13 protein-coding genes are annotated in these 14,498 nt (G+C 65.3%); 3 read left to right on the top strand and 10 right to left on the bottom strand.

The annotated features are described in order from the left end of the window. The first annotated feature begins 204 nt into the window (after positions 1 to 204). Positions 205 to 1,461 (top strand): adenylate/guanylate cyclase domain-containing protein, encoded by a 1,257-nt coding sequence (locus tag DCM80_RS27315; RefSeq protein ID WP_257194537.1) that lies wholly within the window; start codon positions 205 to 207, stop codon positions 1,459 to 1,461. Here DCM80_RS27315 and DCM80_RS27310 read toward each other — a convergent pair. The 6 genes from DCM80_RS27310 to DCM80_RS27285 all read right to left on the bottom strand — a co-directional run bounded on the left by DCM80_RS27310 (position 1,449) and on the right by DCM80_RS27285 (position 7,788). Next, positions 1,449 to 2,453, bottom strand: coding sequence for a 4-hydroxythreonine-4-phosphate dehydrogenase PdxA (locus DCM80_RS27310; protein WP_257194536.1), 1,005 nt, complete (start codon positions 2,451 to 2,453; stop codon positions 1,449 to 1,451). The two genes, DCM80_RS27315 and DCM80_RS27310, sit on opposite strands and share 13 nt — an antisense overlap. Next, a complete protein-coding gene (locus DCM80_RS27305; RefSeq protein WP_257194535.1) occupies positions 2,450 to 3,982 on the bottom strand; it encodes a tripartite tricarboxylate transporter permease in 1,533 nt (510 codons plus the stop codon). Before DCM80_RS27305 ends, DCM80_RS27310 begins: the two co-directional genes overlap by 4 nt. Before the next feature lie 11 nt (positions 3,983 to 3,993). Further along, complete coding sequence (locus DCM80_RS27300) at positions 3,994 to 4,476, bottom strand: tripartite tricarboxylate transporter TctB family protein (RefSeq protein WP_257194534.1); 483 nt, start codon at positions 4,474 to 4,476, stop codon at positions 3,994 to 3,996. 208 nt (positions 4,477 to 4,684) lie between these two features. Further along, positions 4,685 to 5,677, bottom strand: coding sequence for a tripartite tricarboxylate transporter substrate binding protein (locus tag DCM80_RS27295; protein ID WP_257194533.1), 993 nt, complete (start codon positions 5,675 to 5,677; stop codon positions 4,685 to 4,687). A gap of 53 nt (positions 5,678 to 5,730) precedes the next feature. Beyond that, positions 5,731 to 6,984, bottom strand: a complete 1,254-nt coding sequence (locus DCM80_RS27290; RefSeq protein ID WP_257194532.1) for a CaiB/BaiF CoA-transferase family protein — start codon at positions 6,982 to 6,984, stop codon at positions 5,731 to 5,733. A 9-nt stretch (positions 6,985 to 6,993) separates the two neighbouring features. Further along, positions 6,994 to 7,788, bottom strand: coding sequence for an enoyl-CoA hydratase/isomerase family protein (locus DCM80_RS27285; RefSeq protein ID WP_257194531.1), 795 nt, complete (start codon positions 7,786 to 7,788; stop codon positions 6,994 to 6,996). Positions 7,789 to 7,907: 119 nt separating this feature from the next. On the opposite strand from DCM80_RS27285, the gene DCM80_RS27280 reads away from it, so the two are divergent. Both DCM80_RS27280 and DCM80_RS27275 read left to right on the top strand, forming a co-directional pair. Continuing rightward, positions 7,908 to 8,573: a GntR family transcriptional regulator gene (locus tag DCM80_RS27280; protein WP_028136616.1), complete on the top strand. Its 666-nt coding sequence runs from the start codon at positions 7,908 to 7,910 to the stop codon at positions 8,571 to 8,573. 163 nt (positions 8,574 to 8,736) lie between these two features. Continuing rightward, entirely contained in the window at positions 8,737 to 9,720 is a 984-nt protein-coding gene (locus DCM80_RS27275; protein WP_257194530.1) for an MBL fold metallo-hydrolase, read from the top strand. A gap of 72 nt (positions 9,721 to 9,792) precedes the next feature. On the opposite strand, the gene DCM80_RS27270 is transcribed toward DCM80_RS27275, so the two are convergent. The 4 genes from DCM80_RS27270 to DCM80_RS27255 all read right to left on the bottom strand — a co-directional run bounded on the left by DCM80_RS27270 (position 9,793) and on the right by DCM80_RS27255 (position 14,305). Next, entirely contained in the window at positions 9,793 to 10,512 is a 720-nt protein-coding gene (locus DCM80_RS27270) for a haloacid dehalogenase type II (protein WP_257194529.1), read from the bottom strand. 140 nt (positions 10,513 to 10,652) lie between these two features. Then, the gene (gene glpX / locus DCM80_RS27265; RefSeq protein ID WP_028136619.1) at positions 10,653 to 11,654 is read right to left on the bottom strand and encodes a class II fructose-bisphosphatase; all 1,002 of its coding nucleotides are present in this window, start codon (positions 11,652 to 11,654) and stop codon (positions 10,653 to 10,655) included. 85 nt (positions 11,655 to 11,739) lie between these two features. After that, entirely contained in the window at positions 11,740 to 13,056 is a 1,317-nt protein-coding gene (locus tag DCM80_RS27260) for a homoserine dehydrogenase (RefSeq protein WP_257194528.1), read from the bottom strand. A 28-nt stretch (positions 13,057 to 13,084) separates the two neighbouring features. After that, positions 13,085 to 14,305, bottom strand: a complete 1,221-nt coding sequence (locus DCM80_RS27255; protein ID WP_028136621.1) for an LL-diaminopimelate aminotransferase — start codon at positions 14,303 to 14,305, stop codon at positions 13,085 to 13,087. Positions 14,306 to 14,498: the final 193 nt, after the last annotated feature.

Raw genomic sequence — 14,498 nt, 5'->3', positions numbered from 1 at the left:
CTCCGGAGCATGAGATCCGTACAAGACTGCCCGACGATGGAACCGGCGCAGCTCTGCTGCGGAACACCACTTGTGGCACGTCCGGCACGTCCCAAATGAACGGGGTGGTCGATCGCCGGCTTTCGAACCGGCGGGAGCCATCCGGGGTTCTCCGCGACGGAGACCAGCATGCCGTCACCGGCACCCGCAAATGAGACTGAGAGATTGGCCGCCCTGCGCGCGCTCGACATCCTCGATAGCGCGCCTGAAGCCGCTTATGACGAGATCGCCGAGCTCGCGGCGCAACTTTGCGGCTGCCCGGTCTCCTATATCAGCTTCATCGACGACGAGCGGCGTTGGCTCAAGGCGCAGTATGGCCTACCGGCTGACGTCACCGACGCTCCGCGCGAGAACGCAGTCTGCACAACGACGATCTGCGGCACCGAGCTGCTCGTCATTCCCGACCTGAAACGAGATCCGCGTTTCGAAAACAGCCCGATGGTCTCGCTGGAGCCATCCTGCCGATTCTATTGCGGCATGCCCCTCATCACCGATGAAGGCTATGCGCTCGGAACACTATGCGTGATGGACTTCGAGCCACGGCAGCTTTCCTTCGAGCAGACGGAAGCTCTCCGAATGCTGTCGCATCAGGTGCTGGCCCAACTGGAACTGCGCCGCAAGCTGATCGAGTCCCGCCAGATCATCGAGCAGCTGGAGCAGGCACGCCTCGAGGCTGCTACCGAAAGAGAGCGCGCCGAGCAGCTGCTGCGTAACGTCTTGCCGGCACCGGTTGCCACCGAGCTGACGCGCCACGGCAGGGTTCAGCCGAGATATACCCGGTCGGCCACCATTCTGTTCGCGGATATCCAGGGCTTTACCCTGCTCGCCGAACGGACCGAGCCGGCCAGGCTGATCAATCTCCTCGACCAATATTTTTCGGCTCTGGACGACATCGGTGCCCGACACGGTCTGGAGAAGGTCAAGACCATAGGCGATGCCTATATGGCGGTTGCCGGGGTGTTCTCGCCCGACCGGCGGCACTCGATCGACGTCTGCCTGGCGGCGCTGGAGATGCGAGGCCAGCTCGACCATCTCGGAGCGCAATACGAAGCGACCGGCCAACAGGCCCTGCAATTGCGCATCGGGATACACACCGGCCCGGTCATCTCCGGTGTCGTCGGCAACCGCAGGATGACCTTCGACATCTGGGGTGATGCGGTCAACACCGCGTGGTTCATGGAAGCGTTCGGAATAGCGGGACGGATCAACGTCTCGGACACCGTGGCAGGGCACGTCCATGGGCTATTCGACCTGGAATCGCGCGGCCCCATCGAGGCCAAGCATGCGCGTGCGCACGAAATGTTCTTTCTCAATGGCCTGAAGAGGGAATATTCGCGGAACGAGGACGGCAATCTGCCGAACGATCGTTTTGTTTCAGAGTATCACCGCATTGGTGGTTCACGGTGGGCTCAGGAACGGTGACGCGCCGCCATCTCCGCCGCGAGCAGCACCGCCGCGCGGCTGGCGCCGATCGAGGCAATGCCCTGGCCTGCGATGTCGTAGGCAGTGCCGTGCGCCGGCGTGCAGATCGGGAACGGGAAGCCGCCGAGCAAGGTGACGCCGCGATCGAAGCCCATCAGCTTCATCGCGATCTGGCCCTGGTCGTGATACATCGTCAGAACCGCATCGAAGGCGCCGGCCTTGGCGCGCAGAAACACGGTATCGGCGGGAAACGGTCCCTCCGCCGCAATGCCCTCGCGCCGGCCGGCTGCGACCACGGGCGCGATCACGTCGATCTCCTCGCGGCCGAAATTGCCGCCGTCGCCGGCATGCGGATTGAGACCGGCGACCGCGATGCGCGGCCGCGCGAAGCCGGCCTTGCGCATGCAGGCATCGGTCAGCGCGAGCGCACGATGGATGCGCTCGCTGGACAGCTTTGCCGCGACGTCCCGCAGCGGGATATGGGAGGTGACCCGCGCGTTCCAGAGCCGGTCCAGCACGTTGAACTCGCTGGCGGGCGTCTCGAGGCCGACCACCTCGGCGGAGAACGCGATCTCGTCGTCGTACCCGGCCCGCGCCAGCCGCATCGCCTGCTTGTTGAAGGGGGTGAAGCAGACCGCGTCGACGCGGCCGTTGCGGCCTAGCTCGAGCGCGTGCCTGTAATTGGTCAGTGCGAATTTTCCTCCGGCAAGCGTCGCCATCTTCGGCTCGACTTCTTTGGGGTCGAGATGGCCGAGGTCGACGAACAGCGCCTCGCCCGCGGCCGCGCGATAATCGGCGCCCTGCTCCACCGTCGTCAACGCCGGCTTGACGCCGGCAACGCGCGCGCCCTCGTCGAAGATGCGGCGATCGCCGATGACGACGAGCCGGCAGCGCGCGCGGATGTCGTCCTGCGCCACCAGCTTGGCCGTCAGCTCGGGGCTGATGCCGGCGGGGTCTCCCATGGCGAGCGCAATCAGCGGCTTTGCGGTCATATGATCGCTTTCTCCTGGCTTGTCGCGTCGGGGGATGCGGGTTTGCGCCAAAGGCGCGCGAGCTGCAGCACGAGCGGCAGCAACAGCAGCGCGATCCCGGCCACGATCAGGCATGTCACCAGCTTGTTGGCAAAGAAGATGCCGAGGGATCCCTTCGACATCAGCATCGACTGCCGGAACGCGTCCTCGGCCTTGTCGCCGATGACGATGGCGAGCACGAGGGGCGCCAGCGGGTAGAACAGCTTCTTGAAGAGATAGCCGACGACGCCGAAGCCGAGCATCATGACGACGTCGAGATAGGAGTTCGAGACGGAATAGGCGCCGACGACGCAGATGATCACGATCAGCGGCGCGATCACCACGAACGGAATCCGCATCAAGGCGGCGAAGACCGGAACGGTAAGCAGCACCAGCACGACCGCGACGATGTTGCCGACATACATCGAGGCGATCAGGCCCCAGACAAAGTCCTTCTGGTCGACGAACAGCATCGGTCCGGGATTGAGGCCCCAGATCATCAGGCCGCCCATCATGACGGCCGCGGTCGCCGAGCCGGGAATGCCGAGCGCGAGCATCGGCAAGAGCGCGCTGGTGCCGGCGGCATGATCGGCGGTTTCCGGCGAGACGATGCCTTCGACCTCGCCCGTGCCGAAATACCGGCCGCGGCGCGAAAACCGGCGCGCAATGCCATAGCTCATGAACGAGGCCGCGGTCGGGCCGCCCGGCGTAATTCCCATCCAGCAGCCGATCGCAGCGCTGCGCAGCAGCGCCACGCCATGCCGCGGCAGACGGCCGACGGCACGAAACACTTCGCGCCAGTCGATCTTGGAGGACACGGCGCGGGCATGAAACTCCTCCTCGACCGCGACCAGCAGCTCGCCGATGCCAAACAGGCCCATCACCGCGACGACGAAGCTGACGCCCTTGACGAGCTCGTCGATCCCCATGTTGAGGCGCACGCTGCCGGAGACGGTGTCGATACCGATCGCGGCGATGGCAAAGCCGATCGCGAGCGCCACGACCGTCTTGATCGGCGCCGCGCCGCCCATGCCGACGAAGCTGGCAAAGGCCAGGAAATAGACCGCAAAATATTCGGCGGGACCAAAGGCGAGCGCGACCTGCGCCACCCAGGACGCCAGGAACGTGATCAGGACGACGCCGACCAGCGCGCCAAACGCCGCCGAACCGAAGGCGGTCGCCAGCGCCGTGGTCGGCCGGCCGTCCCGTGCCATGGGATAGCCGTCGAAAGTGGTCGCGACCGACGACGGCTCGCCCGGAATATTGAACAGGATCGAGGTCACTGAACCGCCGAACAGCGCGCCCCAATACATGCTGGAGAGCAGGATGATCGCCGACACCGGCTGCATGCCGAAGGTCAGCGGCAACAGCAGCGACACGCCGTTCGGCGCGCCCAGCCCCGGCAGCACGCCGACCAGAATGCCGAGCAGCACGCCGACGACCATCAGGGCCAGATGCGGCACGGTGACCGCGATGGTGAAGCCGTGCAGCAGCTCCGCGAGATTGTCCATCGGCTTCTCCGTCAGAACCCGAACGCGGCGGCGAGCGCACCGTGCGGCAGGCTGACCTGGAACATGCGCTCGAACACGACATAGAGTGCCAGCGCGGTCGCCCCCGCCATGGCCAGCGCGCGGGGCACGGATTGGTGCCGCGGGATCGCCAGCACTGCGAAGACATAGAGCGCCGAGGCGACGTACATCCCAGCGAGTGGAATCGCGGCCACGAAGATCGCGGCCGGCACGAACAGGCCGGCAAGCCGGCGCAACTCCACCTGTGTGATCGCGACCGGGACATTGGCCAAAGATGCTGCCGGCAGCACGCCGCGCACGAGATTGTAGAGGCTACCGAGCACGATGATGATGCCGGTCAGGAACGGAAAGGTGCCGGCCTCGACGCCCGCGCTCGACCAGCCAATACCGTTGTCGAGGCTGGAGATGACGACGGTCACGCCGAAACCGCCGGTGAGGACGGCGGTGGCGAATTCGAGGGCGCGACGGGAGATCATGGTGTTTTACCTATGATAGCTCTGCTATCGCATCTGACAGCGAGGCGGCTGCCGAAAGTGCCCGGCCTTTCATGGTTGGAGACGCCCGCTTTGGCGGGCTCCTCACCATGAGGGTCCAGCATCGCGGCACAACCTGCGACCTCATCCTGAGGGCCCGCCGCAGGCGGGCGTCTCGAAGGATGGCCACAGGCGACCTGCCCACCCCGCCTCACTTCACCAGCCAGCCCTGCTCGCCGGCGACCTGCTTGACGTGTTCGAGGTCCGCCTTGATGAACTTGTCGAACTCGGCGCCGGTCAGGAAGGTGTCGACCTGGGACGTCTTCTCGATGTAGTCCTTCCATTCCGGCGTTGCCTGTACCTTCTTCATGAGGTCGACATAGAACGCAGCCTGGTCCGGGGTGACTTTGCCGGGCAGCCACACCGTGCGCGGCTGCTCATATTGCTTGATGTCGAGGCCCTGCTCGACGCAGGTCGGAACGTCGCTCCAGCCTTCGGTCGCGGTGACTTTCGGACCCTGCGGCAACCGCTTCGGGCTGAACACGCAGAGCGGACGCTGCGTGCCGCCGCGCCATTGCCCGAGGCTCTCGCTGGGATTGTTGACGTGGGAGTCGAGATGTCCGCCGGCAAGCTGCACGGCGGTCTCGGCGCCGCTCTTGAAAGGGATGTAGGTCAGCTTGACCTTGCCGACCTTCTCGATCATGCGCGTCAGGACTTCGTCGGTGTCCTTGGACTGCGCGCCGCCCATCTTGAATTCGCCAGTTGCCGCCGCCTTCAGGTAATCGCCCGCATTCTTGTAAGGCGAATCCTGCTTGACCCAGAGCAGGAACTCGTCCTGCGCCATCGCCGCGATCGGAGTGAGATCGGTGTAGTTGAAGGCGACCTTGGAGACGAGCGGCTGCTGCCAGGCGTTCGAGGTGCCGAAGATCACCTTGTAGGGATCGCCGGCCGACGCCTTGCCGTAGACGTAGCCTTCGGCGCCGCTGCCGCCGCCCTTGTTGACGACGACGACCGGCTGCTCCGTCAGCTTGTGCTTGGTGATGATGTTCTGCACCGCGCGGGCGAGATTGTCGGTGCCGCCGCCCGGCCCGGCAGTCGCCACGAGCTCGATCGGCTTTTGCGGTTGCCAGGCACCGAGCGCCGGCATGGTGCCGGCGAGCACGGTCGCGGCCGCGGAGAGCAGAAATGTTGACGTCCGACCCATGATTTCCTCCAGCTGGTATTTTTTATCTTTGGTCTTGTCGTATCGACGTCCGGTCAGGCGACGCGTTCCTCGCGTCTTGCCGAGCCCAGGACGATGGCGCCTTCTTTGGCGAGCGCTTCGATCTGCATCTGGTCGAACCCGTGCTCCGCCAGCACCTCTCTCGTGTGCTCACCGTAGACCGGTGCGCCTGACAGTACTTTGCCTGGGGTCTCCGAAAACTTCACGGGAAGCCCGATCGTCTTCACGGGACCGAGCGTGGAATGCTCGACCTCGACGACCATCTCGCGCGCCAGCGTCTGCGGATCGCTGAGTGCCTCCAGCATGTCGTGCACGGGGCCGCACGGCACGCCCTTCTCGTCCAGCGCGGCGAGCCAGTGCGCCCGCGATTGGGTGCGGAAGCGCTCGCTCAAGACCGCTTCGAGCTCCCTAAGATTCGCCATGCGGTCGGCGCCGCTCTCGAAGCGCGGATCGGCGGCGAGCTCACTCGCGCCGAGCGCCTCCAGCATCAACAGCCAGTGCTTCTTGTTGGCACCGCCGACCACGAGCCAGCCGTCCGAGGCTTCGAACGCCTGATACGGCGCGTTGAGCGGATGGGCCGAGCCCATCGCGCGCGGCGCGGTGCCTGCGGCGAGCGCGATGGTCGACTGCCAATAGGTCTGCACCAGCGCGGCCTCGTACAGCGAGGTCTCGACCCACTGCCCCTCGCCGGTCTTGAGACGGTGCGTGTAGGCCGCAAGGATGCCCATGCTCGCGAGCAGGCCGGCAGTGATGTCGGACAGCGGCGGGCCGCATTTCACCGGCGGACCGTCGGGACGTTCTCCGGTAAAGCTCATGATGCCGCTCATGGCCTGCGCGACGAGATCGAAGCCACGGCGGTGCTTGTAGGGACCGGTGCGGCCAAAGCCCGACAGCGAGCAATAGATCAGCGATGGATATTGCTCGTGCAGCTCCTCGTAACCGAAGCCAAGGCGCTCCATCGCGCCGGGCGCGAAGTTCTCCACCAGCACGTCGGCCTCTGCGATCAGGCGGCGCAGCACCTGCTTGCCGCCCTCGGTCTTGAGGTCCAGCACGATGCCGCGCTTGTTGCGGTTCATCATCAGGAAGGAGGCCGCCTCATCCCCGATCTTCGGCGGCACCGAGTGACGGGTGTCGTCGCCGTTCGGCGATTTCTCGATCTTGATGACGTCGGCGCCCATGTCGGCGAGCATCAGGGTGCAGGTCGGTCCCGCCATGACATGGGTGAGATCGACTACCTTGAGGCCGGCGAGCGGTCCCGAACGGCGCGAGGTGGATGGCGAGCTTTGCATCGGGGCGTCCTATTGGCCGCGCCATTGCGGCGCGCGCTTGTTGAGGAAAGCATCGAGCCCTTCGCGAAAATCCTGGCTCGTGTAGCACATCAGGATGAGGTCCTCGCCCTCGTCCCGCGACAGCCGCCGCTGCAGGCGCGCGACCGCCTGCTTGGTCGCGTTCAGCGTCAGCGGCGCGTGGCTCGCGAGCAGCCGGGCGACCTCGTCGGCTCGCTTGTCCAGCGCGGCAAGATCCTCGACGACCTCGCCGAGCAGCCCGATGCTGGCGGCTTCCGCAGCATCGACCAGGCGCGCGGTGAAGATCAGGTCCTTGACGCGCGCAGCGCCGATCAGCGCGGTGAGACGGCCGACGTTGGACATCGACAGGCAATTGCCGAGCGTGCGGGCGATCGGGAAGCCGATCTTCGCGCTTGCCGTGCCGATACGCAGGTCGCAGGCCGCGGCAATGCCCGCCCCGCCCCCGGTGCAGAACCCGTTGATCGCCGCGATGGTCGGCACCCGGCACTGCTCCAGCGTGGTCAGAACCCGGTCGATGCGGTTCTCGTAGTCGATCGCGTCCTGCGGCGTCTTGAATTCACGGAACTGGTTGATGTCGGTGCCCGAGGCGAAGGCCTTGTCGCCGGCTCCGCGCAGCACCAGCACCTTGATGGTCTGGTCGCGGTTGGCCTGCTCGCAGATTGCAGCGAGCCGTTCGTACATCGCGAAAGTGAAGGCGTTGCGCGCCTGCGGCCGGTTGAAGGTGATCCGCCCGATGCCGTCGTTGCATTCAAAAACGAGGTCGTGCGCCTCCGCCGCCAGATCCATTTCCTCATATCCTCTTGTTTTTTACATTTTTGAATGCAAAATCTGCGATTAGCAAGCTGAAACTTCGATATTTCGATCCGAAACTCACGTTTTGCATTCAAATTGGAGCACCCCGTCCCATGCTGCACGAGGATGTCGTCAGCCGTATCCGTGCGATCCTGCTCGACGGCGAGATTCCGCCGGGCGCCCGGATTCCCGAGCGCGAACTGTGCGAGCGGCTCGGCATCTCGCGCACGCCGCTGCGCGAAGCACTCAAGGTGCTCGCCGCCGAAGGGCTCGTGCAGCTCTTGCCGCATCGCGGCTCGCGCGCGGCAAAACTGACCGACAAGGACATGCGCGACCTGTTCGAAGTCTGCCAGGGCCTGGAGGCCCTCGCCGGCGAGCTCGCCTGCGAGCGCATCACGGACGCCGAGATCGACGCAATTGCCGCCGCGCATGCAGCCATGGTGCAGCATTATCGCGACGGCGACCTGATCCAGTACTACCGCGGCAACCGCGCCATTCACGAAGCCATCGTCACCGCGGCCGGAAATCCCGTGCTCGCGGGACTTTACACATCGGTGACGGCACGCATCCGCCGCGCGCGTTACGTCACGCCGATGACACCGCAGCGCTGGGCCCTCGCGGTGAAGGAGCACGAAGCGATCCTGAACGCGCTGCAGAGGCGCGACGGGGCCGGCCTCTCGCATATTCTGCGCGCGCATCTGCGCCACAAGCGCGAAGAGGTGCTGCAGGCCGGCTTTGCCGAGACGGAAGGCAACGATCTCGCGCTGAAAATTGCGTGACGCGCAATTCCGCGGTCGGATGCACCCGCGAACCAATTCTACTTGCTAGCTTGTCGTAACCGGCGCAGCATGGCTTCTGCCGACCTCCGGCCGCGTGGCCGCTGGGGCCGGTCGCAACGCGCGAACAATCGCGCAAAGCAAAAGACAAAGGCGGAGGAAACGCATGACAATCGATGTCTCACGTCGATCTTTACTTGCACTTGGAGCCAGCCTTGGAGCTGGCCTTGGGGCCAGCGCGATGCTCGGCAGCAGCGCGTTGGCGCGAGCTCCCAAGCTCGGCACCCAGACGCCATACTGGCACCGCTTCGTTCTCGGCGATGCCGAGGTGACCGTCGTGTCCGACGGACCGCTGCCGCTCGGCGATCCCTCCGGGACCTTCACCGGCGTTTCCAAGGAAGAGGTCAAGAAGATGCTGGCGGACAATTTCCTGTCGCCGGACAACGTCGTGCTCGAACAGAATTCGCCGATCGTGAACACCGGCGACAAGCTGATCCTGTTCGACACCGGCATGGGCTCATCGAAGATGTTCGGCGCCAGCACCGGCCGGCAGCAGAAAAGCATGACGGAGGCCGGCATCAAGCCGGGCGACATCGACGCCGTGGTCTGTTCGCATGCCCATATCGACCATATCGGCGGCATCGTCGATGAAGGCGGCAAGCCGCTGTTTCCGAACGCGCAGGTCTACATCTCGCAGACCGATTTCGACTTCTGGACCGACGAGGCCAAGCTCGGCGGCCCGGCCAAGGACTTCGTCGTTCATGCCCGCAAGAACCTGCTGCCGGTGCGCGACCGCATCGTGTTCTTCAAGGACGGCCAGGAATTCCTGCCCGGCGTGCAGGCGATCGCTGCGCCCGGCCACACCGTCGGCCACACCATCTTCATGGTGACGTCGGCGGGAAAATCCTTTGCCTTCCTCGGCGACCTCTCGCACCATTCCGTGCTGCTACTGGAGCGGCCGCGGATGGAGTTCTCCTACGACACCGATCCGAAGCAGGCGGCGGACACGCGGGTCAAGCTGCTGACGATGCTCGCGGCGAACAAGACGCCGGTGATGTCCTATCACTTCGCCTGGCCGGGCTACGGTCATGTCGCCAAGGCGGGCGAGGGATTCCACTATTATCCCGAACCGATGAAGATGACGCTGTAGCGCAGATCACCTCCGGGCGGCGCTCGCGCTGCCCGGACCGCTGTTGCCGCGCACCTCGATCGAGGACGGCGGCTAGCACCCCAGCCTGTCGGCGATACCGCCAAAGTCCTTGGCGACGATGTCCCACTTGCCGGTCGCCTCGAAGTCGACCTTCTGCAGCGGACCGTACTCGGTCGGCCGTGCCACAAACGCCGTCTTCAGCCCGTTCTTCTGCGCGGCCGCGAGATCGCCATTGTGGGCGGCAACCATCATGACCTCTTCCGGCTTGAGGCAAAGCAGCTTGGCTGCGCCGAGATAGGTCTCGGGATCGGGCTTGTAATGCTCGAACAGCTCGGCCGACATGATCAGGTCCCACGGCAGGCCGGCGAACTTCGCCATGTTGGTGAGCAGCGCGACGTTGCCGTTCGAGAGCGGCGCGATCACGAACTTCGATTTCAGCCGCGTCAGGCCGGCGACGCTGTCTGGCCAGGGATGGAGCCGGTGCCAGCCCTTGGTGAGGTAGTCGAGATCGGCGTCGGTGAGACCCTTGATCGCGAACTGTGCGACCAGCTTCTCCAGCGAGCGGCGGTGCAGATCATCGAGCATGACATAGCCGCGCTCGGGATGCTGGCGCACGTCGTCCATCGAGGCCATGTACATGCCGCGCCAGCCGTCGACCAAGGCGGTCCAGTCGGCGCTGATGCCGCGCTGCCTGCTCCACCACATGAAGTCGGTGATCAGGCTGGTGCGCCAATCTACGACGGTGCCGAACACGTCGAAGACCAGGGCTTTGACGGAGGAGAGATCGGACATGGCGCGCTTCCCTGTTATTCTTGTCGTCATTCCGGGGCGATGCGCAGCATCGAACCCGGAATCCAGAAGTTGTGGCGCGAGATCCGGGTTCTCCGGGCCGCGCGTTTCGCGCGGTCCCGTCGCCCGGAATGAAGGACTTCTCAGTCCAGATGGAACTTGGCGAGCTCGCGGTGCTCGGCCTTGATGTAGCGCACGGTGCCGGTGACGGAGCGCATCACCACCGTCTCGGTCTCGATCACACCGTCCTTGCGAAATTTGACGCCTGACAGCAGCGAGCCCGTGGTGACGCCGGTGGCGGCGAACAGGCAGTCGCCGCGCGCCATGTCCTCGATGCCGTAGATCATCTTGGGATCGTTGACGCCCATCTTGGCGGCGCGCTCGATCTTCTCCCCGGAATCCAGGATCAGGCGGCACTGCATCTGGCCGCCGATGCAACGCAGCGCCACGGCGGCGAGCACGCCTTCCGGCGCGCCGCCCGTGCCGAGATACATGTCGACGCCGGTGTTGTCGGGATCGGCGCAGTGGATCACGCCGGCGACGTCGCCGTCGGTGATCAGGCGCACCGCGGCGCCGGTGGAGCGCACGCTCTCGATGATGCTGGCGTGACGCGGACGGTCGAGCACGAGAACGGTGATCCCCTCCGGCTTGACGCCCTTGGCCTTGGCGAGGCGGCGGACGTTGTCGGCCGGGCTCGCATCGAGCTCGACGACGCCCTTGTCGTAGCCGGGACCGATCGCGAGCTTCTGCATGTAGACGTCGGGAGCGTGCAGCAGCGTGCCGCCGTCGGCCATCGCCATGGTGGCGATCGAGCCCGGCATGTTCTTGGCGCACAGCGTGGTGCCTTCGAGCGGATCGACGGCGATGTCGACTTCGGGGCCGGCGTTCACGCCAACCTTTTCTCCGATGAAGAGCATCGGCGCCTCGTCGCGCTCGCCCTCGCCGATCACGATGGTGCCCTGGATCGGCAGCTTGTTGAGCTCGCGCCGCATGGCGTCGACCGCGGCCTGGTCGGCCGCCTTCTCGTTGCCGTGGCCGCGCAAGCGCGCCGACGACACTGCCGCCCGCTCCGTCACCCGCACGATCTCCAGCGTCAGGATGCGCTCGAGCAACGCTTGCGGCGGGACTGAAATATGGGTCGACATCGGCTAACTCCTTCAAACCGGTTTGGGACAGAATTCTCTGCCCGCATCAATTCGCAACGCCCACGATTCGTTCGAACGAACCGCCTCAGTTCTTCTCGATCCGGATCACCTGCGGCCGTCCGCTGATCACCTTGTCCTTCTGCACGGCCGCAAGGGCCCGGCGCACGGCGTCCTCATGCGTCGCATAGGTGATCAGGATGACGGGCACGGGGACCGCCTTGCCGTTATCAGGCGCAGCGCCGCCATTGGGATGACGCTGCACGATCGACTCGATCGAAATCTTCTGCTCGGCAAGCCGGGTCGCGATCGCAGCCGCGGTGCCGGGGAAATCCCGCGCCAGCAGGCGGATGTAATAGCCGCCCTCGTGGCGCTCCATCGGCGCCTTCTTGGTGTCGCGCAATTGCGCAATGGGACGGCCGAACGGATTGGCGCGGATGCCGCGGGCGACATCGGCGATGTCGGCAACCACGGCTGATGCGGTGGCGGCGCCGCCGGCGCCGGGTCCCACCAGCGTGATCGGCGGAATGCCCTCGCCGTCGATCGTGACCGCATTGGTGACGCCCATCACCTGCGCGATCGAGGAGGATTTCGGCACCATGGTCGGGTGCACGCGCTGCTCGATGCCCTTGGCGGTGCGCACCGCCACGCCGAGCAGCTTGACGCGATAACCGAGCTCGGACGCCGCGCGCAGATCCTCCGGTGCGATGGATGAGATGCCTTCGACATACACCGCACTTTGAGCAACTTTCGTGCCGAAGGCGAGGCTGGCGAGGATCGCGAGCTTTTGCGCGGTATCGTGGCCATCCACATCGAACGACGGGTTGGCCTCGGCATAACCGAGCCGCTGCGCGTCCTTGAGGCATTCGGCGAAGGACAGACCCTCCTGCTCCATCCGGGTCAGGATGTAATTGCAGGTGCCGTTGAGGATGCCGTAGACGCGGTTGATGCCGGTGCCGGCAAGCCCCTCGCGCAAGGTCTTGATGACGGGGATCGCGGCGCCGACGGCTGCCTCGAAATTCAGCGCTCCGCCGTGCTTTTCAGCCGCCTTGGCGAGCTTGATTCCGTGCTTGGCCAGCAGCGCCTTGTTGGCGGTGACGACCGACTTGCCGGCGCTCAGCGCGGCGTCGACCGCCGACAGCGCGGGATCGCCGGCGCCGCCGATCAGCTCGACGAAGCAATCGATGCCGGGATGGGTGGCGAGCGCGATCGGGTCCTTCGCCCATTCGAAGCCGCGCAGATCGATGCCGCGCTTCTTCGTCTTCGAGCGCGCGGTGACCGCAACCACGCGGATGCCGCGGCCGCTGCGCCCTGCGAGCACGCGCGCCTGCGTTTCGATCAAACGGATGACTTCGGCACCCACGGTGCCGAGCCCCGCTATGCCCACTTTCAGGGGTGCGACCATGATACTTCAGAAAACCTGCAGAAGAGAATTAGCGCCGATTGGCGAGTGGAACCACGTTGTGCAACGTTTCGATGCCGCTTTCAAGGAAGCGTCGCACGCCGCGCGCGGCCTGCCTGATCCGTTGCTCGTTTTCCACCATGGCGATGCGGACATATCCTTCACCATGCTCGCCGAAGCCGACGCCGGGCGAGACCGCAACGCCGGATTTCTCCACCATCAGGGTGGCGAACTGCATGCTGCCGACGCTGCGGAAGGCCTCCGGCAGCGGCACCCAGGCGAACATCGAGGCCTCCGGCGGCGGAATCTCCCACCCGGCACGGCCGAACGATTCAACCAGCGCATCGCGGCGCTTGCGATAGGTGTCGCGCATCTCCTTGATGCAATCATCCGGGCCGTTCAGCGCCGCGGTCGCGGCCACCTGGACCGGCGTGAACGCGCCGTAATCGAGGTAGGATTTGACGCGGGCGAGCGCTGCGATCACGCGCTCGTTGCCGACCGCAAAGCCCATGCGCCAGCCGGCCATCGAATAGGTCTTCGACATCGAGGTGAACTCGACCGTGCAGTCCATCGCGCCGGGCACCTGGAGCACCGAGGGCGGCGGGTTGCTCTCGTCGAAATAGACCTCGGCATAGGCGAGATCGGACAGGATCAGGATCTCGTGCTTCTTGGCGAAGGCGACGAGGTCCTTGTAGAAATCGAGGCTCGCGACATAGGCGGTCGGGTTCGAGGGATAGCAGACCACGAGCGCGAGCGGCTTCGGGATCGAATGGATGATCGCCCGTTCGGCCGCCTCGAAGAATTGCGGCGTCGGCTCGGAGGGCACCGAGCGGATCACGCCGCCCGCCATCAAGAAGCCGAAGGCGTGAATCGGATAGCTCGGGTTCGGACAGAGGATGACGTCGCCGGGCGCGGTGATCGCCTGCGCCACGTTGGCAAAGCCCTCCTTCGAGCCGAGCGTCGCCACGATCTGGGTGTCAGGGTTGAGCTTCACCCCGAAGCGGCGGGCGTAGTAGCCGGCCTGGGCCCGGCGCAGTCCGGGGATGCCGCGGGACGCCGAGTAGCGGTCGGTGCGCGGCTTGCCCAGCGTCTCCTTCAGCTTCTCCAGCACATGTGCCGGGGCCGGCAGATCCGGGTTGCCCATGCCGAGGTCGATGATGTCGGCGCCGGCATTCCGCGCGGCCGCCTTGGCCCGGTTGACCTGCTCGAACACGTAAGGCGGAAGGCGGCGGATGCGGTAAAATTCTTCCATGGCTCTCTGGGCTCCCGGGCAACCGGTCAGGACAGAATCGAAAGACAGGACGGCTTTACGGAAAGGGGCTCGGTCCCGTTGCGAAAATCACTCAAAATCAAATACTTAGAGCAATCATCGACAGCGAAGGCTGAGGTCGTTCGCCCTGACTCTCGGCTGAACCCAGGTCTTTTAGCACGGCAAGGCGGGGGCG

It is taken from the genome of Bradyrhizobium sp. WBOS08, from assembly GCF_024585125.1.
GTDB lineage: Bacteria > Pseudomonadota > Alphaproteobacteria > Rhizobiales > Xanthobacteraceae > Bradyrhizobium > Bradyrhizobium japonicum_B.
The sequence above is the reverse complement of the archived record's forward strand: the minus strand, read 5'-3'. Positions and strand labels throughout refer to the sequence as shown.

What these genes read in the sequence shown, in the direction of transcription:
- DCM80_RS27310 (WP_257194536.1), bottom strand. Translation starts at nt 2,453, where the DNA reads ATGACCGCAAAGCCGCTGATTGCGCTCGCCATGGGAGACCCCGCCGGC.
- DCM80_RS27305 (WP_257194535.1), bottom strand. Translation starts at nt 3,982, where the DNA reads ATGGACAATCTCGCGGAGCTGCTGCACGGCTTCACCATCGCGGTCACC.
- DCM80_RS27300 (WP_257194534.1), bottom strand. Translation starts at nt 4,476, where the DNA reads ATGATCTCCCGTCGCGCCCTCGAATTCGCCACCGCCGTCCTCACCGGC.
- DCM80_RS27295 (WP_257194533.1), bottom strand. Translation starts at nt 5,677, where the DNA reads ATGGGTCGGACGTCAACATTTCTGCTCTCCGCGGCCGCGACCGTGCTC.
- DCM80_RS27290 (WP_257194532.1), bottom strand. Translation starts at nt 6,984, where the DNA reads ATGCAAAGCTCGCCATCCACCTCGCGCCGTTCGGGACCGCTCGCCGGC.
- DCM80_RS27285 (WP_257194531.1), bottom strand. Translation starts at nt 7,788, where the DNA reads ATGGATCTGGCGGCGGAGGCGCACGACCTCGTTTTTGAATGCAACGAC.
- DCM80_RS27280 (WP_028136616.1), top strand. Translation starts at nt 7,908, where the DNA reads ATGCTGCACGAGGATGTCGTCAGCCGTATCCGTGCGATCCTGCTCGAC.
- DCM80_RS27275 (WP_257194530.1), top strand. Translation starts at nt 8,737, where the DNA reads ATGACAATCGATGTCTCACGTCGATCTTTACTTGCACTTGGAGCCAGC.
- DCM80_RS27270 (WP_257194529.1), bottom strand. Translation starts at nt 10,512, where the DNA reads ATGTCCGATCTCTCCTCCGTCAAAGCCCTGGTCTTCGACGTGTTCGGC.
- glpX (WP_028136619.1), bottom strand. Translation starts at nt 11,654, where the DNA reads ATGTCGACCCATATTTCAGTCCCGCCGCAAGCGTTGCTCGAGCGCATC.
- DCM80_RS27260 (WP_257194528.1), bottom strand. Translation starts at nt 13,056, where the DNA reads ATGGTCGCACCCCTGAAAGTGGGCATAGCGGGGCTCGGCACCGTGGGT.
- DCM80_RS27255 (WP_028136621.1), bottom strand. Translation starts at nt 14,305, where the DNA reads ATGGAAGAATTTTACCGCATCCGCCGCCTTCCGCCTTACGTGTTCGAG.